At 71.7% G+C, this 23,199-nt stretch carries 23 protein-coding genes and 2 tRNA genes; 13 read left to right on the top strand and 12 right to left on the bottom strand.

The window, feature by feature from the left end:
• Positions 1-40: 40 nt before the first annotated feature.
• The 6 genes from ehuB to ACZ7D7_RS05885 all read left to right on the top strand — a co-directional run bounded on the left by ehuB (position 41) and on the right by ACZ7D7_RS05885 (position 4,188).
• Positions 41-961, top strand: coding sequence for an ectoine/hydroxyectoine ABC transporter substrate-binding protein EhuB (gene ehuB / locus ACZ7D7_RS05910; protein WP_470822719.1), 921 nt, complete (start codon positions 41-43; stop codon positions 959-961).
• Positions 961-1,662: an ectoine/hydroxyectoine ABC transporter permease subunit EhuC gene (gene ehuC / locus ACZ7D7_RS05905; RefSeq protein WP_470822718.1), complete on the top strand. Its 702-nt coding sequence runs from the start codon at positions 961-963 to the stop codon at positions 1,660-1,662. The genes ehuB and ehuC overlap by 1 nt, the downstream gene beginning before the upstream one ends.
• Positions 1,659-2,309: an ectoine/hydroxyectoine ABC transporter permease subunit EhuD gene (gene ehuD / locus ACZ7D7_RS05900; RefSeq protein ID WP_470822717.1), complete on the top strand. Its 651-nt coding sequence runs from the start codon at positions 1,659-1,661 to the stop codon at positions 2,307-2,309. Before ehuC ends, ehuD begins: the two co-directional genes overlap by 4 nt.
• Positions 2,310-2,319: 10 nt before the next feature.
• Positions 2,320-3,090, top strand: coding sequence for an ectoine/hydroxyectoine ABC transporter ATP-binding protein EhuA (ehuA, locus tag ACZ7D7_RS05895; RefSeq protein WP_470823188.1), 771 nt, complete (start codon positions 2,320-2,322; stop codon positions 3,088-3,090).
• A gap of 130 nt (positions 3,091-3,220) precedes the next feature.
• Positions 3,221-3,979 carry an IclR family transcriptional regulator gene (locus ACZ7D7_RS05890; protein WP_470822716.1) on the top strand — a complete coding sequence of 253 codons (759 nt, stop codon included), beginning with the start codon at positions 3,221-3,223 and terminating at the stop codon, positions 3,977-3,979.
• A 135-nt stretch (positions 3,980-4,114) separates the two neighbouring features.
• Positions 4,115-4,188, top strand: a tRNA-Lys gene (locus ACZ7D7_RS05885).
• A gap of 57 nt (positions 4,189-4,245) precedes the next feature.
• Here the strand turns inward: ACZ7D7_RS05885 and ACZ7D7_RS05880 are convergent.
• From ACZ7D7_RS05880 to ACZ7D7_RS05865, 4 genes are all read right to left on the bottom strand, one after another.
• Complete coding sequence (locus ACZ7D7_RS05880; RefSeq protein ID WP_470822715.1) at positions 4,246-4,674, bottom strand: hypothetical protein; 429 nt, start codon at positions 4,672-4,674, stop codon at positions 4,246-4,248.
• Positions 4,675-4,762: 88 nt separating this feature from the next.
• On the bottom strand, positions 4,763-5,368 hold the full coding sequence (locus tag ACZ7D7_RS05875) for a lytic polysaccharide monooxygenase auxiliary activity family 9 protein (RefSeq protein WP_470822714.1): 606 nt from the start codon (positions 5,366-5,368) through the stop codon (positions 4,763-4,765).
• 97 nt (positions 5,369-5,465) lie between these two features.
• Positions 5,466-6,596 (bottom strand): SPFH domain-containing protein, encoded by a 1,131-nt coding sequence (locus tag ACZ7D7_RS05870; protein ID WP_470822713.1) that lies wholly within the window; start codon positions 6,594-6,596, stop codon positions 5,466-5,468.
• A 133-nt stretch (positions 6,597-6,729) separates the two neighbouring features.
• A complete protein-coding gene (locus tag ACZ7D7_RS05865; RefSeq protein WP_470822712.1) occupies positions 6,730-8,046 on the bottom strand; it encodes a peptidoglycan-binding protein in 1,317 nt (438 codons plus the stop codon).
• Between the two features lie 184 nt (positions 8,047-8,230).
• Here ACZ7D7_RS05865 and ACZ7D7_RS05860 point away from each other — a divergent pair.
• The 4 genes from ACZ7D7_RS05860 (at position 8,231) to glxA (ending at position 13,191) form a co-directional block, all read left to right on the top strand.
• Positions 8,231-8,304 (top strand) — tRNA-Lys (locus ACZ7D7_RS05860).
• 65 nt (positions 8,305-8,369) lie between these two features.
• A complete protein-coding gene (locus tag ACZ7D7_RS05855) occupies positions 8,370-9,098 on the top strand; it encodes a FadR/GntR family transcriptional regulator (RefSeq protein ID WP_470822711.1) in 729 nt (242 codons plus the stop codon).
• A gap of 194 nt (positions 9,099-9,292) precedes the next feature.
• The gene (locus tag ACZ7D7_RS05850) at positions 9,293-11,257 is read left to right on the top strand and encodes a glycosyltransferase family 2 protein (RefSeq protein WP_470822710.1); all 1,965 of its coding nucleotides are present in this window, start codon (positions 9,293-9,295) and stop codon (positions 11,255-11,257) included.
• The gene (gene glxA, locus ACZ7D7_RS05845; protein WP_470822709.1) at positions 11,254-13,191 is read left to right on the top strand and encodes a radical copper oxidase GlxA; all 1,938 of its coding nucleotides are present in this window, start codon (positions 11,254-11,256) and stop codon (positions 13,189-13,191) included. The genes ACZ7D7_RS05850 and glxA overlap by 4 nt, the downstream gene beginning before the upstream one ends.
• Before the next feature lie 72 nt (positions 13,192-13,263).
• Here the strand turns inward: glxA and ACZ7D7_RS05840 are convergent, their stop codons facing one another.
• From ACZ7D7_RS05840 to ACZ7D7_RS05820, 5 genes are all read right to left on the bottom strand, one after another.
• Positions 13,264-14,289, bottom strand: a complete 1,026-nt coding sequence (locus tag ACZ7D7_RS05840; protein WP_470822708.1) for a glycoside hydrolase family 6 protein — start codon at positions 14,287-14,289, stop codon at positions 13,264-13,266.
• Between the two features lie 110 nt (positions 14,290-14,399).
• Positions 14,400-15,065 (bottom strand): class F sortase, encoded by a 666-nt coding sequence (locus ACZ7D7_RS05835; protein WP_470822707.1) that lies wholly within the window; start codon positions 15,063-15,065, stop codon positions 14,400-14,402.
• Positions 15,066-15,067: 2 nt separating this feature from the next.
• Complete coding sequence (locus tag ACZ7D7_RS05830) at positions 15,068-15,649, bottom strand: hypothetical protein (protein ID WP_470822706.1); 582 nt, start codon at positions 15,647-15,649, stop codon at positions 15,068-15,070.
• Positions 15,650-15,752: 103 nt separating this feature from the next.
• On the bottom strand, positions 15,753-16,532 hold the full coding sequence (locus tag ACZ7D7_RS05825; RefSeq protein ID WP_470822705.1) for an HAD-IIA family hydrolase: 780 nt from the start codon (positions 16,530-16,532) through the stop codon (positions 15,753-15,755).
• 156 nt (positions 16,533-16,688) lie between these two features.
• Complete coding sequence (locus tag ACZ7D7_RS05820) at positions 16,689-17,567, bottom strand: hypothetical protein (RefSeq protein ID WP_470822704.1); 879 nt, start codon at positions 17,565-17,567, stop codon at positions 16,689-16,691.
• Positions 17,568-17,772: 205 nt separating this feature from the next.
• On the opposite strand from ACZ7D7_RS05820, the gene ACZ7D7_RS05815 reads away from it, so the two are divergent.
• Positions 17,773-18,849, top strand: coding sequence for a Gfo/Idh/MocA family oxidoreductase (locus ACZ7D7_RS05815; RefSeq protein WP_470822703.1), 1,077 nt, complete (start codon positions 17,773-17,775; stop codon positions 18,847-18,849).
• Between the two features lie 65 nt (positions 18,850-18,914).
• The gene (locus ACZ7D7_RS05810) at positions 18,915-19,409 is read left to right on the top strand and encodes a heme-degrading domain-containing protein (protein ID WP_470823187.1); all 495 of its coding nucleotides are present in this window, start codon (positions 18,915-18,917) and stop codon (positions 19,407-19,409) included.
• Between the two features lie 89 nt (positions 19,410-19,498).
• On the opposite strand, the gene ACZ7D7_RS05805 is transcribed toward ACZ7D7_RS05810, so the two are convergent.
• The 3 genes from ACZ7D7_RS05805 to ACZ7D7_RS05795 all read right to left on the bottom strand — a co-directional run bounded on the left by ACZ7D7_RS05805 (position 19,499) and on the right by ACZ7D7_RS05795 (position 21,717).
• Positions 19,499-20,356, bottom strand: coding sequence for a fumarylacetoacetate hydrolase family protein (locus ACZ7D7_RS05805; RefSeq protein WP_470822702.1), 858 nt, complete (start codon positions 20,354-20,356; stop codon positions 19,499-19,501).
• A 242-nt stretch (positions 20,357-20,598) separates the two neighbouring features.
• On the bottom strand, positions 20,599-21,312 hold the full coding sequence (locus ACZ7D7_RS05800) for a YidC/Oxa1 family membrane protein insertase (protein WP_470822701.1): 714 nt from the start codon (positions 21,310-21,312) through the stop codon (positions 20,599-20,601).
• A 93-nt stretch (positions 21,313-21,405) separates the two neighbouring features.
• Positions 21,406-21,717 (bottom strand): DUF6412 domain-containing protein, encoded by a 312-nt coding sequence (locus ACZ7D7_RS05795; protein ID WP_470822700.1) that lies wholly within the window; start codon positions 21,715-21,717, stop codon positions 21,406-21,408.
• Positions 21,718-21,891: 174 nt separating this feature from the next.
• Here ACZ7D7_RS05795 and ACZ7D7_RS05790 point away from each other — a divergent pair, with 174 nt between their 5' ends.
• Positions 21,892-22,902, top strand: a complete 1,011-nt coding sequence (locus tag ACZ7D7_RS05790; RefSeq protein ID WP_470822699.1) for an SEC-C domain-containing protein — start codon at positions 21,892-21,894, stop codon at positions 22,900-22,902.
• The last annotated feature ends 297 nt before the right edge of the window (positions 22,903-23,199 follow it).

The raw sequence follows: 23,199 nt of genomic DNA, 5'->3' as shown, positions 1-23,199 counted from the left end.
GGTATGAATAGTTCGCATGCTCTCGGGTAGTCGCGCGCCCATGGCTCCACCACACAGAGCATCAAGAATTGGCGCAAACATTGCGGGTCCCACGGGACCGACACGCCGGTCGCTGCTCGCGGGGGTCGCGGCGCTCGGCGCGCTGGGCGCCGCGGGCTGCAGCCGCGTGGCCACCGCGACCGGCACGGACGGCGGTGACCTGCTCGACCGGCTGAAAGCGGCGGGCGTCGTACGCCTGGGCATCGCCGGCGAGATCCCGTTCGGTTACATCGACACGAACGGCGAGCTGACCGGCGAGGCGCCGGAGCTGGCGAAGGCCATCTTCAAACGGCTCGGGGTCGACCGGGTGCAGCCGGTGCCGACGGAGTTCGGCTCGCTCATTCCCGGCCTGAACTCGCAGCAGTTCGACGTCGTGGCCGCCGGGATGTACGTCAACCCGGAGCGCTGTGAGCAGGTCATCTTCTCCGACCCCGACTACCAGATGCTCGACGCCTTCATCGTGCGGAAGGGAAATCCCAAGGGTCTTCACAATTACCAGGACGTCGTGGAGAAGAAGGCGAAGTTCGCCACCGGCACCGGCTATGCCGAGATCCAGTACGCGGTCGACGCCGGCTACAAGGAGAGCGACATCCTGATCGTGCCGGACCAGGTCGCGGGCCTGAACGCCGTGGAGGCCGGCCGCGTCGACGTCTTCGCCGGTACGGCGCTCACCACCCGCGAGGTGGTGAAGAAGTCGGCCAAGGCCGAGGTCACCGAGCCGTTCAAGCCGATCGTCGACGGCAAGCCGCACGTCGACGGCGGCGCCTTCGCGTTCCGCCCGACCGAGACGAAGCTGCGCGACGCCTTCAACGTCGAGCTGCACAAGATGAAGAAGAGCGGCGAGCTGTTCCGCATCCTCAAGCCCTTCGGGTTCACCGAGGACGAGATGACGGACCTGACCGCGAAGGAGCTCTGCGGCTGATGACGTCGGGACTCTGGGAACTCGTACTCAAGGGCGTCTGGGTCACCGTCCAGCTGCTGGTCCTCAGCGCGCTGCTGGCGGCGTTCGTGTCCTTCGTCGTCGGCGTCGCGCGCACCCACCGGCTGCGGATCGTCCGCTTCCTCGCGGGCCTCTACACCGAGGTGTTCCGCGGCACGTCCGCGCTGGTCATGATCTTCTGGGTGTTCTTCGTGCTGCCCCTCGCCTTCGGCTGGCAGCTGGTGCCCCTGTGGGCGGGCACCCTCGCGCTCGGCCTGACGTACGGCGCGTACGGCTCCGAGATCGTGCGCGGCGCGCTGGTCGCGGTCGACCCGGCGCAGAAGGAGGGCGGCATCGCGCTCAGCTTCACGCCGTGGCAGCGGATGCGGCTGATCCTGCTGCCGCAGGCGGTGCCGGAGATGATCCCGCCGTTCTCCAACCTGCTGGTCGAACTGCTCAAGGGCACCGCGCTGGTGTCGATCATGGGCATGGGCGACCTGGCGTTCAGCGGCAACCTGGTGCGCCTGGCGCTCCAGGAGAGCGCGGAGATCTACACGTACATCCTGCTGATCTACTTCGTGCTCGCCTTCCTGCTCACGCGCGTGATGCGCGGCCTGGAGAAGAACCTGAAGGCGCGGGTCGGCAAGGCACCGAAGAAGAAGACCGCCGCCGTGCGCGTCCCTGAGGGAAGTGGTGTCTCGTGAACTGGGACTGGAGCGCGGTCTCCGACTTCATGCCGTACTTCTGGGACGGCCTGCTGGTCACCCTCCAGGCGCTGGTGCTCGGCTCGCTGATCTCGTTCGCGCTGGGCCTGGTGTGGGCGCTGCTGATGCGGGCGCCGAGCCGGTGGGTGCGCTGGCCGGTGGGCGCCCTCACGGAGTTCGTGCGCAACACTCCGCTGCTGGTGCAGCTGTTCTTCCTGTTCTACGTGCTGCCCGAGTGGGGAGTGACCTTCTCCGCGCTGATGACCGGCGTCTTCGCGATCGGTCTGCACTACTCGACGTACACGATGCAGGTCTACCGGGCCGGCATCGAGGCCGTGCCGGTCGGCCAGTGGGAGGCCGCGACGGCGCTGAACCTGCCGCGCCGGCGGACCTGGACCGTGGTGATCCTTCCGCAGGCGGTCCGCCGCGTGGTGCCGGCGCTCGGCAACTACGTGATCTCGATGCTCAAGGACACGCCGATGCTGATGGCGATCACCGTCCTCGAGATGCTCGGCGAGGCGCGGCTGTTCTCGCAGCAGACGTTCCGCTTCACCGAGCCCATCACGGTGATCGGCGTGGCCTTCATCGTGATCTCCTACCTGGCTTCCCTTGCCCTGCGATCCCTGGAGCGACGCCTTGTCCACTGACGCCAACCTCATGCCCGAGAAGAACCCCGCCGACAGCGGATCCGGCTCCGAGCTGGTGCGTCTGGAGCAGGTCACCAAGCGGTTCGGGGACCACACGGTCCTGGACAAGCTCGACTTCTCCGTGAACGCGGGCAAGCACGTCACGCTGATCGGCCCGTCCGGCTCCGGCAAGACGACGATCCTGCGGCTGCTGATGACGCTGACCAAGCCCGACGAGGGCCGGATCACCGTGGACGGGCAGCAGCTGTACCCGGCGCCGGAGAAGCAGGTCCGGGAGATCCGCAAGAACATCGGCATGGTGTTCCAGCAGTTCAACCTGTTCCCGAACATGACCGTCCTGCGGAACATCACCGAGGCCCCCGTCACGGTCCTCGGCATGTCGAAGGACGAGGCCGACGAGCGGGCCCGGGACCTGCTGGAGCTGGTCGGTCTGACCGAGCACGTCGACAAGCACCCCTCGCAGCTGTCCGGCGGTCAGCAGCAGCGCGTGGCGATCGCGCGGGCGCTGGCGATGCGGCCCCAGGTGCTGCTGCTGGACGAGGTGACATCGGCGCTGGACCCGGAGCTGGTCGCGGGCGTGCTGGACGTGCTGCGGGACATCGCCCGCTCCACGGACATCACGATGCTCATCGTCACGCACGAGATGAACTTCGCGCGGGACATCTCCGACCAGGTCCTGATGTTCGACTCGGGCCGGGTCATCGAGCAAGGTCCGCCGGAGAAGATCTTCAGCGAGCCCGAGCACGACCGAACCAGGGAGTTCCTCAGCGCGGTCCTGTGACACCCGGTCGAGAGGCCCGCGGGTATCGGCAACTGCCGGACCCGGCGGGCCTCTTGGCCGTTACTGTGGAGGCGGACCGAAGGGATGTGAACCGACCGGACACAGGCACCGGACAAGCGCAGGGGGAACCGTGGCGCTGAAGCACGAGCCGATACCGCCGCAGCACGCGGCCCAGGACGCCCTGCGCGTCCTGGAGACCGTGGCGCGGCACACCACCGGAGTCACCGACACCGAGCTCACCCGGCACACCGGCCTCCGCCCGGAGCGACTGACCACGCTCCTGCGGATGCTGCGCCGCGAGGGCTACGTCGACCGGGTCACCGACGGGGCGTACGTCACGGGCGACGCGCTCGCCCGCCTCGGGTCGGCCCGCGATCACGACCACGCGCGGCGCGACCAGCTGCGCGACACGCTCGCCCGGCTGCGCGACTCGATCGGCGCGGCCGTCTACCTGGGCCGGTACACGGACGGCGAGGTCACGGTCACCCACTACGCGGACGGCCCGGCGACGCCCGCGGTCAACGAGTGGGTGGACTTCCGCGACTGCGCGCACGCCACCGCGGCAGGCAAGAGCCTGCTGCGCCAGCTCGACCCGGCGGGGCGCCGGGACCACCTGGCCCGGCACCGCCCGGCCCGGCTGACGTCCCGCACGATCACCAGCGACAGGCTGCTGCTGTCCCGCCTGGAGTCGCAGCCGCCGACGGCCCCGGCGCTGGACATCCAGGAGTACGCGCTCGGCACGGTCTGCGCGGCGGTGCCGCTGCGGGCCGGGACGACGGCGCGCTGTCTGGCCGTGTCCCTGCCGCTGGAACAGGCCCATCGCCTGCGCGAGGCGACGGCCACCCTCAGCCGCGGCACCGCTCCCGTGCTGCTGTCGCTGGCGATCTAGTACCGGGCACCGGGGTGCGCGCCGGGGGTGCGGGAGCAGCCCCCGGCGTTCACCTGCCGGTGGTCAGGAGCACCCCTCGGGACCGGGTAGTATTTTTGTCGTCGCCGGCCGCGGAAAGCGGACGGCGGGAGTCATGCGCCGCTAGCTCAGTTGGTTAGAGCAGCTGACTCTTAATCAGCGGGTCCGGGGTTCGAGTCCCTGGCGGCGCACCGGTGAGGGGCCTCTCGTGGGAGCGAGAGGCCCCTCGGCGTTCGTCCGGGCGCTTGTCACAGCTGGGGCGTGGTCAGCCAGAAGTAGAGGATGGCCACGCTGGACGCCCCGACGAGGAGAAGCGTGAAGACCATCACCGCCATGTCCTTGCCGGGCTGCGGTTCCGACGCCGTGGCCTTCTCCGGGTCGTCGGCGGTGTAGTGGACGAGCGTCTCGTCGCCGACCTCCCGGCTCGGCGGCCCGCCCGACTCCTTGAAGCGGACGGCCCGGCCGTCGGCGGTGAAGTCGTACTCGTGCCACTGGACCCGCCGGGCCACGTTGTTGACCATCTGCACCGTCTGCCAGGTGCGCACCACGCGCGCCCGGGCCGTCAGACCGCTTTCCCAGGCCTCCCGGCGCTGCCGGGTCCGGCGGACGATCGAGACGCCGCCCGCGACGGCCAGGGCGATCATCAGCGGCATCACTATGTTGAACAAGGTGTTCACGTACGGGTGCACCCCCGTGCTCGGCGATCAGGAACGCGTGCGCCGGGCCTCGTGGCCCCGGCGCACGCGGACCCTACCCGAGGGGGGATCAGAAGGTGACGTCGGAGCAGGCGTAGAACGCGTTGCCCGTGTCGTGGACCGTCCACACCGCGAGGACGACGTGGTGCCCGCTCAGCCCGGACGGCAGCTGGCCGCTGTGGGAGAGGGTCTGCGGCGGACGCTGGCCGCCGTAGGGCACCGTCAGGAACGGGGTGAGGTTGAGGTCCGCCCGGGTCAGCGCGCGGTCCTGGTTCCAGCCCGGCTTCGTGACGTAGTACTTGAAGTCGGTCGTCGCGTGCATCGCCGTGAACTGCCAGCGGAAGGTGTAGTTCTGGCCACCCGTCACGCGCGTGGTCGGCCAGGCGCCGCCCGAGGGCGTCCGCGGGCTGTCGAGCTGCGCGAACGACGTGTTGCCTGCGGAGCAGATCCGGCCGTCCGCGGGGCCGCCCGACGGGAAGCCCTTCGGGCCCTCGACGCTCTGCGGCTCCCACTGGATGTTGCCGCAGTTGGTGACCATGCCGTTCTGGCACATCTTCTGCCTGCTGACGGGGAGATCGGTGTAGCCGTGGCCGCTGGCACCACCGGAGGAGAGCACGAGCGCTCCGGTCGTGGCCAGTCCCACCGCGGCTGCGTACAACTTGGTCCTTGTGCGCATGCTGCCGCTCCTGGAGAACGTGGGGGAAGGTGCAGTGAGCCGTGCAGGTCTAGACCAAGTTCAGATTATTGCCGTCACATGAACATGTCCATACCAATCACGGACCCGTTTCCCCGCGCCCCGAGCAGAACGCCACCGTGAGGTCCTTCACCAGCACCTTGCGCTCGTAGTCGTCGAGTTCGACGAGCCCGCGCATCGTCAGCCGGGTCACCGTGTCCTCCACCGAGTCCACCACCGACGTCAGCACGCTCGCCCGCTGCCGCGCGTCCAGCGCCGCGAGCCGGCGCCGGTGCATCGCCGCGGCGACCTCCGGCGCGTACTCCACCCGGACCGGCCGCACCGAGAAGACCTCGAGCCCGACCGGCGCCGCGTCCGCCGCCACCAGGTGCGTCAGCGCGTCCCCGGCCGCGTCCGCCGCCTCCGTCGCGTCCCGCTCAGCGCCCGGCGGCTCCACCGGCACCCGCGCGAGCGCCGCCTCCACGCACTCCCGCAGGTACGCCTCGTGGTCCTCGACGCCGAGCGTGGCCCGCGCGGTGTCCCGCACCCGCCACACCACCAGCGTCACCACCCGCAGCGCGACCCCGTTGCCGTCCGCCGCCGGCATCGGCTCACCGCGCCAGTGCCGCAGCCGCACGTCCACCCGGCGGCGCAGCAGCAGCGGGTTGACCCACATCAGCCCGGTCCGCCGGACCGTCCCCCGGTACCGGCCGAACAGCCCCAGCACCCAGGCCCGTCCGGCCCGGCCCCGCGACAGACCGCCGAACCCGACCAGGCCGAGGGCACCGGCGCCCGCGAACGCCGCCCACTGCGCGGGCCCGAGCCCGGCGCCGGCCTGCGCGGGCAGCCCCAGCGCCTGGACGGCGAGCGGCGGCAGCGCCCCCGCCCACCAGGCGGTGACCGCTCCCCCGGCGACCCCGGCCGCCCCGGCGAGCACCCCGGCGGCGCCGGGCAGCACGCGCGCCGGGCGTTCCGCCAGCTCGGGGTCGACCTCGGGCGCCGGGCGCGGCTTCAGCGGTCCCGGGGGCCTGAGCCGGGGCTGCTCGCCGGTGCCCTGACGGCGGGCCACGACCGTGGTCCTGACCGGCACCGGCGCCGGGTCGGGCTCGTCACGGAACAACAGGTGGACGGGGATCTCGGTGGTCGACTCGTTCTGAATGAGCCGGGCGGGCCGGACCGGCCCCTCGGCGGAACCCTCGGACTCGGGCGTCCTCGACGTGGTCGTACTCATGGGTGCCTCCAGCCTCCGCGCCAGATGCGTCACGAACAGGGGTGAGTGGGTGGGGGGTGCGAGCGCGTCGCGCCCAGGTGAGGGAATCGCGGGAGAGGTGTGGCGCGGTGCGAGACGCCGTCGCCCCCGGCCGTCACGAGAACAGTCGCCGCCAGGTCTCCGGCCCCGGATGGCCGTCCGCCGCGCCGCCCCGCCAGCCCTGGGCCCGCTGGAACGCCTCGACGTTGCGCCGGTCGGCCTCGCTCCAGCGCGGCCCCGGCCCGCTCGCGTAGTGCTTGCCGAACCCCTTCTTCACCAGCTGCCGCCCCAGCAGGGTGACGTGTGCGTTGTCGGCGCCGGGGCGGAACATCGCCCGGCCCGGGAAGGCGGGCACCCCCGGCGAGGAGGGTCCCGGGCCGCCGGTCACGGCCTTGACGTCGTTGCCCTCGCCGCTGACCAGGAGTTGCCAGGTGTGCGGTCCCGGCAGGCCGTCGGCCTCGGCGCCGCGCCAGCCCTGGGCGAGCTGGAAGGCCCGGGTCGCCCGGCGGTCGGCGTCCGTCCAGCGCGGGCCGGGGCCCGAGCGGTAGAAGCGGGCGGCGCCGCGCTCGACGAGCAGTTGCCCGAGCCGCGTCACGTACGCGTTGTTCGCGCCGGGGCCGAAATACGCCCGTCCGGGGAAGGGCGTGGCGCCCGGCGTGCCGGGTTCCTCGGTGTCCGGCTCGCCGCCCGGCGTGCCCGTCGTGAGCCCCCGGTACCGGTAGGCGAGATAGCGGGAGGAGTTGCTCCAGTAGGCGTAGGGCGTGGCCTGCCGGCGGGTGTGCGGGCGGGTCTGCTCGTAGGCGATGTAGTAGCTGTGCGTGTAGTCCGTCCAGCCGCCGAAAATGACGACGTGCGAGCCTTTCTGCGGGTCGGTCGGATTGTGGAAGAGGAGCATGTCGCCGGGCTGGAGTTCCTCTTTGGAAATGCGCTCGCCGTACTGTCCGAGCGTGCCGGTCCATTCGTTTCCGGGCAGGTTCCAGGCCATCGACACATAGCCGGAGCAGTCCTGCCGGTAGCCGTCCGACCAGTACGCGCTCATGCTGTACGGCACCTTCGCCGCGACCCAGGTCTTCGCCCGCCTGATGATGTCGGCGCGGGTCGTCTCGGGCATCCCGGCCGGGGCGGCGGCGGGCTCGGCGGGCCGGCCGCCGGGGCCGTGCAGCGGGGCCTTCACGCCCTGCGGCGTCTGGGGTTCGTCGGCTGCGGGCAGGCTGGTGCGGGCGGCTGGGGCCGGGCCGGCCAGGGCGGGTGCCGCGTGACCCGCGCCGAGTGCCGTGGCGGACGCGGCGGCCACGACGACGGTCCGCCGGACCGCCGGGTGGCCGGGGACGCGGCCGGCCGGGGAATGCGGCAGAACGCGCCGCCAGAGAACACAACCGGGGCAGTCGCAGTCGTTCGCCGGATCGAATTCCTCGAATACCGGAGCCTCCATGCGATTCCCCTCACATTCCAGCTGGAAATGTTCGTGCCGGTGCACATGGTCAGTTTCTCAACTGTCTTCCCGACGCGCATGTTGACGGTCCGAATGATGTACGCGGCCCGGCGGCGGCCCCTCGCGCGTGCGCGCGTGGTGCGGAGCACCCTCCGAGGTCGGGTAGAGTTCTCCGCGTCGACCGGCGCCGCTAGCTCAGTTGGTTAGAGCAGCTGACTCTTAATCAGCGGGTCCGGGGTTCGAGTCCCTGGCGGCGCACAGACGGAACGGGCTCCTCATGCGAATGAGGAGCCCGTTCGTGTGTGGCCGGATACCCTCTCGCCATGGCAGCGCGAGACCTCCAGGAGCGGATCAAGAAGCTCATCGTCGACCGGCGGCTGCCGTCCGGGGCCCCGCTGCCGACCGAGCCCGAACTGATGGAGTACCTCGGCGCGAGCCGGAACTCCGTGCGCGAGGCGCTGAAGGCGCTCCAGGCGATGGGCATCGTGGAGATCCGACACGGCTTCGGCACCTACGTCGGCACGATGTCGCTGGCCCCGATGATCGAGGGCCTCGCCTTCCGCACGGTCGCCGGGCACTACCGGGGCGAGGACAGCCTGCTGCAGTTGCTGGAACTGCGGGAGGCCGTGGAGACGGGGCTGGTCTCGCGTCTCGCCGGGCGCGTTCCCGAGGCGGACCTCGGTGAACTGGACGCGCTGATCGTCCGTATGGAACAGCAGGCCGCGCAGGGAGGCGCCGGCCTCGCCGAGACCGACCGGGCCTTCCACGCGACGCTCTACCGGGGACTGGACAACGTGCTGCTGAGCGAGGTGCTGGAGGCGTTCTGGGACGCCTTCCACCGGGTGCACCGGGATCTCGGGGGCGAGCCGCAGGATCCGCGGATCACCTGCCGGCAGCACCGGGAGATCCTCGACGCGGTGCGGTCCGGCGACGCACCGCGGGCGGAGGAGGCCATAAGGGAACACTTCGGCAACATCCGCGGACGGCTGTCCACGGCACGTCCGCGGGGACGCCAGGAGGACAGAAACCGGTTGCCGGGCGCCACGGGGTGAGGGCCCCCGTTCCCGCCGCACGCCGAGGGGGGCATCATGCAACCGGAAGGTCGCTGTTCCCTGTCTATAAGGTGTGGATGGCGTGGTGACAGCGACCCACCACCGACACGTCTGTGAAGGGTCGAGGGGGACCCGGCGCGGACGGCAGGAAGCGACCGATGCACGCGACTGACCCGCGTGTGGGGGGATGACTCATGACGTCGACGCCGACGGGCGCCGGACAGGACTACGACCCGTCACAGACCACCCAGCTCAGGGTGCCTTCTCACCGGTCCGGGAACACGGGGACGTTCCGCAGGATCAAGAAGACCCTGCCCAGATACGACTACGAGCACTACAGCCGGCTCGCGGGGCCCCTCACCCAGCCGGCGCCGGGCAAGCCGTACCGGGTGCAGTACCGCTCGCTGATATCCCAGGAGCCGCACCGCGTCCGCGTCGCGCTGATGCTGGCCGCCGCCCCGGTGCTGTCGCTGGTGCTGCTGTTCTGGCTGCTCCAGCCCGAGCACTGGACCGAGCGCGACTACCCGGCGTTCGACTGGCTGCCCGCCCTCGACGTCGTGATGCTCGTCTCGATCGGCCTGATCGAGTTCTTCCGCTGCATGAACGTGCTGTCCAACGCGCACGCCACCCTCGTCGCCCGCGACCCGGTGCCGGTCGTGCCCGAGACCGGCACGAGAGTCGCCTTCCTCACCTCCTTCGTGCCCGGCAAGGAGCCGCTGGAGATGGTGACGAAGACCCTGGAGGCCGCGGTGCGGATCCGGCACCGCGGGCTCATGCACGTCTGGCTCCTCGACGAGGGCGACGACCCCGAGGTCAAGGCCGTCTGCGAGCGGCTCGGCGTGCGGCACTTCTCCCGCAAGGGCGTCGCCCGCTGGAACCAGGCCAAGGGCCCGCACCGCGCCAAGACCAAGCACGGCAACTACAACGCCTGGCTCGACGCGCACGGCGACGCCTACGACTTCTTCGCCTCCGTCGACACCGACCACGTCCCGCTGCCCAACTACCTGGAGCGGATGCTCGGTTACTTCCGCGACCCGGACGTCGGCTTCGTCATCGGCCCGCAGGTCTACGGCAACTACGACAACTTCGTCACCAAGGCCGCCGAGTCGCAGCAGTTCCTCTTCCACGCGCTCATCCAGCGCGCCGGCAACAAGTACGGCGCGCCCATGTTCGTCGGCACCTCCAACGCCGTGCGCATCACGGCGCTCAAGCAGATCGGCGGCCTGTACGACTCGATCACCGAGGACATGGCCACCGGCTTCGAGATCCACCGCCACAAGAACCCGGCGACGGGGAAGAAGTGGCGCTCGGTCTACACCCCGGACGTCCTCGCGGTCGGCGAGGGCCCCAGCGCCTGGACGGACTTCTTCACCCAGCAGATGCGCTGGTCGCGGGGGACGTACGAGACGATCCTCAAGCAGTACTGGAAGGGCTGGTACTCGCTGCCGCCCGGCAAGCTGTTCAACTACACGATGATGATCATCTTCTACCCGATGTCGGCCCTCAACTGGATCCTCGCGGCGCTGAGTTGCGCGCTGTTCCTGGGTCTTGGCGCCTCGGGTGTGAACATCGACCCCGCGGTCTGGCTGATGCTCTACGGCAACGCCTCCGCCCTCCAGATCGGCCTCTACGTCTGGAACCGCCGCCACAACGTCTCCCCGCACGAGCCGGAGGGCTCCGGCGGTGTGGCCGGCATGGTGATGTCCGCGCTGTCGGCGCCGCTGTACGCCAAGGCGCTGATCGACTCCGTGCTGCGCCGCAAGAGCAAGTTCGTGGTCACGCCCAAGGGCGACTCGGCCAGCCCCGACCGGTGGTTCGGGACGTTCCGCTACCACTGGTACTTCATCCTCGTCTTCGGCGCCTCGATCGCCGCCGGTTTCGTCTACGGCCACTCGCACCCCGCGATGATCATCTGGGCGACGTTCGCCATGCTGATCACCGCGACGCCGGTCTTCGCCTGGCGGTACGGGCTCCGGCAGGAGAAGAAGCGCCCGCCGGCGGCCCCGGCCGAGCCGGCCCAGGAGCCGTACCGCACACAGCCGCTGCCGCAGCAGCCGTACACGCCGCACGCCCCGCAACAGCGGCCGACCTGGACCGGAGCGGGGCAGGAACAGACCATGCAGATAGCCCTGGGTGGACTTGGGGGACGTAAGGAATGAAAGACCGTGCCGGCCGCCGCCGGGCCCGTCGTTTGGCGATAGGCACGGCGGTGGTAGTCGCGCTGGCCGGGATGAACGGGCCGTGGCTCTACCGCTTCGGCTCCGAGAAATACCACCAGTACCAGATCAACAAGCCCGAGTACAAAGCCGAGAACGGCCGCTGGGAGATCGTCGAGTTCCCGGAGGAATACCGCCAGAACACCATCCACGCGGCGCTGCTGCGCACCGGCAAGGTGCTGCTGGTGGCGGGTTCGGGCAACGACCAGGACAACTTCGACGCGAAGAGGTACGACACCCGGATCTGGGACCCGGTCAAGGGCACGATCAAGAAGGTGCCGACGCCGACCGACCTGTTCTGCACGGGCCACACGCAGCTGGCGAACGGCAATCTGCTGATCGCGGGCGGCACCAAGCGGTACGAGAAGCTCAAGGGCGACGTGAAGAAGGCCGGCGGCCTGATGATCGTCCACAACGAGAACCCGGACAAGCCGATCACGCTGCCGGCCGGCACCAAGTTCACGGGCAAGCAGAACGGCAAGACCTTCGTCTCGAAGGACCCGGTCCTCGTGCCGCGCGCCAAGAAGGTCTTCGACCCGGCCACCGGGGCGTTCCTGCGCAACGACCCCGGCCTCGGCCGGATCTACGTCGAGGCGCAGCGGGAGGGCGCCAAGTACGAGACGGGCACCCAGGACAACTACCGGATCCAGGGCCTGTCCGGCGCCGACGCGCGCAACACGTACGGCATGGCGCAGAAGCTCGCCCTGGACAAGAAGGACTTCCAGGGCATCCGCGACGCCTACGAGTTCGACCCGGTCGCCGAGAAGTACATCAAGGTCGACCCGATGAAGGAGGCCCGCTGGTACCCGACGCTCACCACCCTGAGCGACGGGCGCGTCCTCAGCGTCTCCGGTCTCGACGACATCGGGCAGCTGGTGCCGGGCAAGAACGAGGTGTTCGACCCGAAGACCAAGAAGTGGGAGTACACCGACAAGGTCCGGCAGTTCCCGACGTACCCGGCGCTGTTCCTCATGCAGAACGGCAAGATCTTCTACTCGGGTTCCAACGCGGGCTACGGACCGGACAACGTGGGCCGCGACCCCGGCGTGTGGGACGTGGACACCAACGAGTTCACGAAGATCCCGGGGCTGAGCGACCCGAAACTGCTGGAGACGTCCGGCACGGTGCTGCTGCCGCCGGCGCAGGACGAGACGTACATGGTGATCGGCGGCGGCGGGGTCGGCGAGTCCAGGCTGTCCAGCGAGAAGACCCGCATCGTCGATCTCAGGGCCGACGACCCGAAGTTCGTGGACGGGCCTTCACTGGAGAAGGGCACCCGCTACCCGCAGGCGTCGGTGCTGCCCGACGACTCGGTGCTGGTCTCCGGCGGCTCGGAGGACTACCGGGGCCGCGGCGACTCCGACATCCTCCAGGCGCGGCTGTACGACACGGAGAAGAACGCGTTCCAGCGGGTCGCCGATCCGCTGGTGGGCCGCAACTACCACTCCGGGTCGGTGCTGTTGCCCGACGGGCGCGTGATGTTCTTCGGCTCCGACTCGCTGTTCGCGGACAAGGCCAACACGAAGCCGGGCGAGTTCGAGCAGCGCATCGAGATCTACACGCCGCCGTACCTCTACCGGGGCGAGCGGCCGGGGCTGTCCGGCGGCCCGCGGACCATCGCGCGGGGCGGCACGGGGACGTTCACGTCGGACGCGGCGGCGTCGGTGAAGAAGGTGCGGTTGATCCGGCCGAGTGCGTCGACGCACGTCACCGACGTGGATCAGCGGTCGGTGGCGCTGGACTTCAAGGTGTCCGGGGACAAGGTGACGGTGTCCGTGCCGCGGAACCGGAATCTGGTGCCGTCGGGGTGGTACATGGTGTTCGTGACGGACGGGGACGGGGTTCCCAGCGAGGCGCAGTGGGTGAGGGTGCGGTAGCGCACCGCCGGGCCGGCTAGGGGCTGTCGTTTGGATCACCCCGGCGTCGCGGGGTGATCCAAACGACAGCCCCTAACCCTCCGTCAGTTTCAAGGCGTAGTCGGCCCACCACTGGCCCGCCTTCGGGCCGCCCTTGCACTCGCCGTCCGATTCTCCCGGGCGTTTGATCCAGAGGTAGGCGTCCACCAGGGGGTCGGCCGTCTTCGTCGTCGGGGTTTCGCCGAGGGCGCGGCCGGGCGGGTTGCACCAGCGTTCGCCCGGGTCGCCCTCGGTGTAGGGGCCGTTGCCGTTGCGGCTGGTGTCGACGACGAAGTGCTTCTGGCCGACCTTCGCGGACAGCTTCTTGCCGTACGCGATGGACTCCTCGGTGGTGTAGAAGTTCGAGACGTTGACGGAGAAGCCGTCGGCCCGGTCGATGCCCGCCCACTTCAGCGGCTCGAAGATCTGGTCGGGGTTGCCCCAGCCGGCGTTGCCCGCGTCCAGGTAGACCTTCGTGTCCTTCAGGGCCGTCAGTTTCCCGATGGCGTACTTGAGGAGGTCGTAGCGCTCCTCGTGGTACTCGTCCGGGGTGCAGCCGTCCACCAGGTGCAGGACGGCGTCCGGTTCGAGGACGACGGTCGCCGGGCGGTCCCCGATGCCCTTGGCCACGCCGTCGATCCAGGACCGGTAGGCGTTGCCGTCGGCGGCGCCGCCCTGCGAGTACTGGCCGCAGTCGCGGTGCGGGATGTTGTAGAGGACGAGGAGCGCGGTGCGGCCGGCCTCGTCGGCGGCCTCGGTGAAGCCGCGGGCCTCCTGCTCGGGCTGCTCGGCGCCGATCCACTCGGCGACCGGCTGCTGGGCGATCTCCCGGATCTTCTCGGCCTCGGCCTTCTTGCCGGCCCGCTCGAAGTCGGCGACCTGGTTGGCCGCGGTGCCGTCCGGGTTGACCCAGAACGGGTTGATCTCCTTGGGCTGCTGGGTGATGGCGACCGGGCCGGACTTCTCGGGCTCGTCCCCGCCGTCGCCGGACGAACACCCGGCGACCAGCAGTGCCGCCCCCAGCACCGCCGCGGTCGCTCGCGCGCCACGTATCGCGAAGTACCCCCTGCTGCCGTACATCCACTCCCCCTTGGTGCACTGTCCCAAGTCCCAATCCTGGCATACGCCCCGCACCGTCACGAGGTCACGGGTGACCCGTCCGCGGTCGGTGAGCGGTCGGCAATTCGGGCTCAGCGGCCGGTTCCGGTGAGGTACGCCGAGACGACCACGTTCGCCGTGTAGCTGCGGCTGGCCCGGTCGAAGGTGCCGCCGCAGGTGATCAGCCGCAGCTCGGCCCGGCCCCGCTCGCGCGGGCCGTACGCCTGCCGGGCGTCGAAGCGGTCGCGGGTGAGGACCTGCACGTCGTCGACGGTGAACTCGGCGACACTGGCGTCGTCGCGGACCACGCGGACGCGCTGGCCCGGCTTCAGGGCGCTGATCTTGTAGAAGACGGCGGGCCGGGTCTCGGTGTCGACGTGGCCGACCAGCAGTGCGGTGCCGGCCTCGCCGGGGGTGGCGCCGGCCGCGTACCAGCCGACGACGCCGGGCTGGTCGTAGGGCGGCGGGTCGAGTGCCCCGCGCCCGTTGAGGCCGCCGGGCACCACGGGCGCCCGTACGCCGAGGAACGGTATGTCGAGGCGCTGCGGCAGGGCGTCGCCCAACGGCTCGGCGGCGGGCGGCAGATCGGCCTTCGGGGGGCGGCCGACCGCCGCCATGTCGCCGGTGGTGGTGCCGGACACGCCGTGCCGGACCTCGGTGGCCTCGCGGCCCCACAGCCACAGGCCGAGCAGCAGGACCGCCCAGGCGACGCCGGTCAGGAACCGGCCGCCGCCGGTGGTGCGTTCGTCGTCGGACATGGTCAGCCCGATCGACGGCTCCGACGGCGGACACCGCCGAGCACGACGGCCAGCGCGGCGACTCCCGCGAGGACGAGACCGGTCACGACGTGGCCGGTGCCGGGGCCGGTCTCCCGGCTCTCGGCGGACGCGAGGCGTGCCGTGCCGCCGCCGCCCGCCTCGACGGGCGCGACGGGTGTCGCGGGGACCTCGGGCCTCTCGGGGCGCACCGGCTCGGGCTGCCGCGGCTGCGGCTGCCGGTCGGGTTTCTGCCCGACGGTGATGGTGCCGATGCGGCCGGTGTCGCCGCAGGCCACGCGCACGTCGTAGGTGCCGGCCGTGACGGTGGAGCGGATGCGGCTCTCGCCGACGAGCATGCCGTCGACGAAGGCGAGCCGGACGTCCGCCACGAACACCGAGGAGACGGCGATGGCGGTGCGTTCCTCGCAGTCCGCCACGCGGAGGCGGACGTCGGAGCCGGGGGCCGGTGCCGAGGGGGTCACGGTCAGACCGGCCTCGTCGTCCGCGACCGCCGGGGACGCCGCCGGGAAGAGCGCCGCGGCCGCCATGACCCCCGTACAGAGCGTGACTTTCAGAGAACTCATCGTGAACCTCCAGATACCTGGAGACTCCTCCCGGGGGACCGGCCCCGCATCTCAGCGGGGCCGGTGCTGCTCCGTACGGGTGGTTCACCCCGGGTGACGGGTTTCAGATCCGGTCGACGAGATCCGCGATGGAGTCCACGACCTGCGAGGGCCGGTACGGGAACGCGTCGACCTGTTCCGGGCGGGTGAGCCCGGTCAGCACCAGGAACGTCTGCATCCCGGCCTCCATGCCGGCGAGCACGTCGGTGTCCATGCGGTCGCCGATCATCGCGCTGGTCTCGGAGTGGGCGCCGAGCGTGTTGAGGCCGGTGCGCATCATCAGCGGGTTGGGCTTGCCCGCGAAGTACGGCTGCCGTCCGGTCGCCTTGGTGATGAGCGCGGCCACGGCGCCGGTCGCCGGGAGGGGGCCCTCGGTGGAGGGTCCGGTCTCGTCGGGGTTGGTGCAGATGAAGCGGGCGCCGCCGTTGATGAGCCGGACGGCCTTGGTCATGGCCTCGAAGGAGTAGGTGCGGGTCTCGCCGAGGACCACGTAGTCGGGCTCGTGGTCGGTGAGGATGTAGCCGATGTCGTGCAGCGCCGTGGTCAGGCCGGCCTCGCCGATGACGTACGCGGAGCCGCCGGGCCGCTGGTCGTCCAGGAACTGGGCGGTGGCCAGCGCGGAGGTCCAGATGTTCTCGATCGGCACGTCCAGGCCCATGCGCCGCAGCCGGGCGTGCAGGTCGCGGGGCGTGTAGATGGAGTTGTTGGTGAGGACCAGGAAGGGCCGCTCGGCGTCCCTCAGCTTCTTGAGGAAGGAGTCGGCGCCGGGGATCGGCACACCCTCGTGGATGAGCACCCCGTCCATGTCGGTGAGCCACGACTCGATGGGCTTGCGTTCTGCCATGTGCTTCGAACTCCTGGCGTGCGTACGGACAGGGCGGGCGCCGGAACCACGGCGTACCGGAGCACCGACGCCCCAGCCTAATCAGGAGTGCGCCGGGCGGACCCCGCCGATCACGCGGTACCGGGAGCGGCAGGTCGCCGTCGCCCGTCCCCGCCCTCAGCGCCGCCTGCGGGCGAGCACGAGGGCGCAGCCGGCGGCCACGAGGAGGGCGGCGACGGCGAGCGTGGCGCGGGTCCTGTGGGCGCCGGTGCCGGCGAGTTCGTCGGCGAGCGACTGCCGGCCCGGAGGGACGGTGCCGGGGGCGGTGGGCGGCGCGGACCCGCCCTCGCCCCGGGGAAGGGGGACGTCACTGGCCCGGGGGTCGGCTCGGCCGTCCGCCTCGCGCCCTTCGCTCTCCTCACCCTCCTGCGCCGTCCCGTCGGGCCGGTCCGCGGCCCCGTCGCCGTCGCCGTCGCCGTCGTCGCCTCCCTCGATGCGGAACCGGTACGCGTTGGACTGCCCGATCCAGTCCCCGTCGTCGTCGCGGCGCTGGACGACGGCGGCGGTGGCGGTGACCTCGTTGGCGACGGCGTCGGAGGTGACGGAGAGCCGCACCTTCACGGTCCGGGTCTGCCGGGGGCCGATGGTGAGGCCGGGGACGCCCGCGTCGAAGGCGCCGACGAGTTCGTCCCGGTCGGTCGTCTCGAACCGCACCGGGTGCGGCCGGCCCTCGGCGTAGAACTCCAGCCGCGGCTGCGAGGCGCGCAGGGCGCGCTCGCGGTCGACGAGGACGACGACGGGGTGGACGTCCTCGCAGGTGCGGTCGGTGGTGTTCTTCAGGTCCAGGAACCAGGTGCCGTACCCGCCGCCGGCCTCGTAGGTCCGGGGCCCGCCGTGGATGCGGGTGGTGAGCGGGAAGGCCCGGCCGTCGGCGGCGCAGGACCCCCCGGGTTCCCGCGGCACCGCGTGCGCCACGGCGGACACCGGCGACACCGGCGACACCGGGACGAGGGCGGCTGCGGCGAGGGAGAGGCGCAGAAACGTCGACAGTCGCATAAACACGTGAGTGTGCCCACCCCGGACCCGCGCCCCCCGCTGCCGCACCGGCGCCGGCGCCGAGGTCCGCTCGATCAGCGGAGGGGGCGCACGCGGTCGCGACGAGGCCGCGCCTGGGCGCACGCGGGCGCGAGTCCAGGCCCTCCGGATCACGCGCCGCGCCCCACCCGACGACGCACCCCCACCGGATGCGAAAGTAGGACACATGACTGGCACTCCCCTCCGCGTCGGCCTCGTCGGCTACGGCCTCGCGGGCTCCGTCTTCCACGCCCCGCTGATCGCCGCGACCGAGGGCCTCGCCCTGGACACCGTGGTCACCTCGAACCCCGAGCGGCAGCAGCAGGCCCGCGCCGAGTTCCCGGACGTACGCGTGGCCGCGTCGGCGGACGAGCTGTTCGACCGGGCCGGCGAGCTGGACCTGATCGTCGTCGCGTCCCCGAACAAGACGCACGTCCCGCTGGCGACCGCCGCCCTGAAGGCCGGTCTGCCGGTCGTCGTGGACAAGCCGGTCGCGGGCACGGCGGCCGAGGCGCGCGCCCTGGCCGACCTCGCCGAGGAGCGGGGCCTGCTGCTGTCCGTCTTCCAGAACCGCCGCTGGGACAACGATTTCCTGACCCTGCGGGCTCTGCTGGCCGGCGGCGAGCTGGGCGACGTGTGGCGGTTCGAGTCGCGGTTCGAGCGGTGGCGTCCGCGGCCGAAGGGCGGCTGGCGCGAGTCCGGCGACCCGGCGGAGATCGGCGGCCTGCTCTACGACCTCGGCAGCCACGTCGTCGACCAGGCCCTGGTCCTCTTCGGCCCGGTCGCCTCGGTGTACGCGGAGACCGTGATCCGCAGGCAGGGCGCGGAGACGGACGACGACACGTTCGTCGCGCTGACGCACGAGAGCGGCGTCCGCTCCCACCTCTACGTCTCGGCGACGACCGCCCAGCTCGGCCCGCGTTTCCGGGTGCTCGGCTCGCGGGCGGGCTACGTCAAGTACGGCCTGGACCCGCAGGAGGCCGCCCTCCGCGAGGGAAGGCGGCCGGGGCGGGACGCGGCGGACTGGGGCACGGAACCGGAGTCGCTGTGGGGCCGCGTCGGCTCCGGGGAGTCCCCGGTGACCGGCGGCGGACGCCCCGAACCGACCCTGCCGGGCGACTACCCCGCCTACTATGCGGCCGTGGCGAACGCCCTCGGGAACGGCGGCCCGAACCCGGTGACCGCCCGGGAGGCGGCCGCCGCGCTCGACGTCCTGGAGGCCGCCCGCCGTTCGGCCCGCGACCAGATGGTGGTGACGCTGTGACCCCCGGCCAGAACAGCCCGCGCAACGGCCCGCGCAACACCGGGCAGACCTCGCGCGGCCAGGAACTGACCCCGAAGTTCCACCCGGAGATCACCCCGACCCTGGAGGAGCTGGAGGCGCAGGAACGCCGCCTGGTCTTCCGGCAGTTCACCCACGACGACGCCTGGTCGCTCGGCTCGCTGCTGGTGGACATGGCCCGGGAGCGGCAGGCGCCGGTGGCCGTCGACATCCACCGCGCCGGCCAGCAGCTGTTCCACGCGGCGCTGCCGGGCTCCACTCCCGACAACGACGCGTGGATCGCCCGCAAGCGCCGGGTCGTGGAGCGCTACGGCAGCGCCTCGTACCTGGTCGGCGCCCGGTTCCGGGCCAAGGGCACCACGTTCGAGGAGTCCTCGCGGCTCGACCCGGACACGTACGCGGCGCACGGCGGTTCGTTCCCGATCACCGTGGAGAACGTCGGCGTGATCGGCGCGGTGACGGTGTCCGGGCTGCCGCAACTCCAGGACCACCGCATGGTGGTGGAGGCCCTGGAGCGCTTCCTCGGTCTCGGCGACCTCTGACCACCGAACACCGGGGCGCGTGACCGTCGCCGCCGACTCAGCCGGTCACGCGTCGCCGCAGACTCAGCCGGTCACGCGCCTTCGGCCCGTCAGGCGTCCTTCAGCTCCTGCCGCTGCCGGCCCAGCCCGGAGATCTCCAGCTCCACGACGTCCCCGGCCCGCAGGTACGGCTTGGGCTCCGGGTGTCCCATCGCGACCCCAGCCGGCGTACCGGTGTTGATGACGTCGCCCGGGTACAGCGTCATGAACCGGCTGACGTACCGCACGACTTCGCCGACCGGGAAGATCTGGTCGGCGGTCGTGCCGTCCTGCTCGAGCTCGCCGTTGACCCACAGTTTCAGGGCGAGGTCCTGCGGGTCGGGTACCTCGTCGGCGGTCACGAGCCAGGGGCCCAGCGGGTTGAACGTCTCGCAGTTCTTGCCCTTGTCCCAGGTGCCGCCCCGCTCGATCTGGAACTCCCGCTCGGACACGTCGTGCGCGACGGCGTACCCGGCGACGTGCGTGAGCGCCTCCTCGGCCGAGCCGAGGTAGCGGGCCGTACGGCCGATCACGACCGCGAGTTCGACCTCCCAGTCGGTCTTCACCGAGCCGCGCGGCACGAGCACCGTGTCGTACGGCCCGACCACCGTGTCCGGCGCCTTGAAGAAGACGACGGGCTCGGCGGGCGGCTCGGCGCCGGTCTCGCGGGCGTGGTCGTGATAGTTCAGCCCGATGCACACGACCTTGCCGATGCGCGCCAGCGGCGGCCCGATCCGCAGCCCGGTCCCGTCCAGGGCGGGCAGCTCGCCGGCGTCGGCGGCGGCGCGGATCCGGTCGAGGGCCGCGTCGTCGGCGAGCAGCGCCCCGTCGATGTCCGGGACCAGGCCGGACAGGTCGCGCAGGGTGCCCTCGGCGTCGAGCAGCGCGGGCCGCTCCCGCCCCGCCGTACCGACTCGCAGCAGCTTCATGGTCACAATCTCCCTCGATCGCGGACGCCCGCCGCTCGCGCGCGGCCCGGGTGCGGCGGGCGTCGCGGCCACCGGCGGACTTGGCCGATCCTCCAAGAGGAGCGTCCAGCCCGCAATACCCGGTTCACGGACTGGACCGCGCGCGGCGCTGCGCCCCGGTTCGTGCGTCGGACCGCGCCCCGGATCGCGCCCCGGTTCGTGCGTCGGATCGCGCGTCGGAAGGCTCACCGCTGGAGCACGGCTCACCGGTAGAGCACGGCCCGCTCCACGGCGCTCCAGGTCGTGCTGGTCACCACGTACAGCGCGGCGGCCAGCGGCACCACGGCGACGCTGATCAGCGTGAAGAAGGACATGAACGGCAGGACCCGGTTCACCGCGCCGAGCCCCGGCACCTGCTCCCCGCTCGCGGCGGCCAGGGCCGGATTGGTGGCCGTCATCCGCTTGGTGCGGCGGTAGGTGAACGCGGCGACGACGGTGACGAACGCGAACAGCGCGACGTAGACGAGCCCGGCCTCACCGAAGACGCCGCCGCCGTCGAGGGCATCCGTCCAACGTCCGCCGAGGGGCGCGGCGAACAGCTCGTGCGCGAGCAGCTCATTGGCCCGCCCGCCGATCGTCGGGCTGGAGAACAGGTGGTAGAGCAGGAAGAACGCGGGCACCTGGCACAGGCTCGGCAGGCAGCCGGACAGCGGCGACACCTTCTCCTCGGCGTGCAGTTCCAGCACGGCCCGCTGGAGCTTCTCGGGGTTCCTGGCGTGCTTGCGGCGCAGTTCGGCGATCTTCGGCTGGAGCGCGGTGCGGGCCCGCTGCCCACGGGCGGCGGCGAGCGACAGCGGCAGGACGAGGAGGCGTACGAGCGCGGTGAACAGGACGATCGCGGCAGCGGCGGCGCCGGCGCCGAACAGCGGCTGGAGCAGGTCGGCCAAGTGCTCGACCAGGGTGGCGAAAACGGACATGGGTGAGCCCTCCGGGGGTCTCGTCGTGCCGGAAGAGAAGACGGCGGCATGACGACCCGCGCGGGGTCACGGTGCTGGGAAGCGGCTGGTGCCCTACGCGACGGCCGTCAAGAGGGCGAGTCCGGGCGCCCGGGGCCGGGTGCGCCCCTTGGCGTCGGGATCGCGCTGCGGCAGGAAGGCCGTACGGCGGTCCCGGTCGCGGATGGCCGTACGCACCCGGGTGCGCGGCACGGCGGGCACGCAGCGGGCGACGATCACCGAGCAGACGGCGAGCGCGGACCCGGCGGCGGCGGTCGCGGCGAGGGCGACGGTGGCGGTGAGGCTGCCGGTGTCGAGCAGGAGCACCTGGAGCAGCAGGACGAGCGGCACGAGGGCGGGACGCAGACCGACGCGGCTTCGCTGCACGGCGGCCCCTCCCCTCTTCGGCTCTTCGTGTCGCTTCGTCCGACGCGACACGCGTCTCGGCGAGATTACCGCAGTGCCGCGACGCGGTCGCGGACGGTGCGGGTGGACGGGGTGAGGCGCAGCCGACCTGCGGGTATCTCACGTACGTCACCGGGCGGCAGTACCGTGTCCCCCATGCGCCCCGACACGCCTGCCGAGAACGTCGACCACTCCGCCGAAGCGGCACGCCTGGAGCGAACCGCCGGCCTGTACCCGGAGGACGCCGAGGCCCTGCTGCTGCGGGCCGCGGCCCACCTGGAACTGGCCGGCGACCGCCCGGCGGCGACCGCGCTCTACGACCGCCTGCTGTCCACGGCGGACGCCCTCGACGACCCCGTCCTGGTACGCGCGCTCAAGGCGTCGAACCTGTGGGAGTACGGCCACGAGGCCGAGGCCCGCGCGATCATCGAGGGCGTCCGCGCGGCGTCCCCGCGGGACCCGGCGGCGTGGGTGATCGTCGCGGAGGCCCTGGAGTCGCACGACGAACTGGAGGCGGCGCACGACACGTTCACGGAGGGCGCGACCAAGCTCCTGAAGGACACGCCGGAGCCGCCTCGCTCGACGCACGCGCTGCTGTTCGGCCGTCACCGGGTACGCCGCATGCTGGGCAGGACGCACGACGAATGGGACGCCCTGGCGGACACCCTCCACACGCTGCCCGTCTCCCTGGACGAACTCCACGACCCGAAACGCGTGTGGTCCCTGGGCTCGGACAACCCGGCGGAACTGGAGGCGGAGATCTCCCGCCTCCGAGCGGAACTGGGCGCCTACCGCGAGGCCCTGTCCCGCCCGTTCCCGGTGGCGGTCCTGCACTGGCCGGAGCAGGAGCTGCGTGAACTCCTGGAGGCGTACCCGGCCCTCTCGGCGGAGTACCCGTCCCACGCGGACCACCTGGCGGCCATAGAACAGTCCCTGCGCGAACTGGCCGCGTCGGGCACCCCCAACCTGGGCATCGTCCCCGGCACGGTCCCCTCCTACGAGGCCTTCGCGGCGTCGGAGGGCTCGTCCCCGACGGACACGACACTCCTCCCCCAGTACGCGACAACGCTCGCGGCAAGGGGCCGAGCCACACCGTGGCCCCCACAACGCGACGCGGCCTGCTGGTGCGGCTCGAACCGCCCGTACGGCACCTGCCACGGCGCGTAACCCGGCCCCGGGGGGAAAGCCGCTGACCGAGCCTGACGCACCCAGCGGGGCGGACGCGCCGCATGCGACCAGCGGCAAGCCGCAAAACCCACCGGGCGTGCGCGTACGGCCGACCGCGCCGCGCACGCCGGGCACTGCACACCCCGGCCCCCGCACCCCACGCCAGGACGGCCCCGCTCCCCCGGACCGCCCGCCCGCTTCTCCCCCGTGCCGGAGCGGTCCGGGTCAAGGGTGGCCCGAAGGGCCATCGGCGAAGCCGACGCGAAGCGCCCTTGAGGCGGACCGCGGAGGCACGAC

The organism is Streptomyces sp. NPDC037054 (genome assembly GCF_055606745.1).
This window is presented reverse-complemented; position numbering and strand designations above follow the sequence as displayed.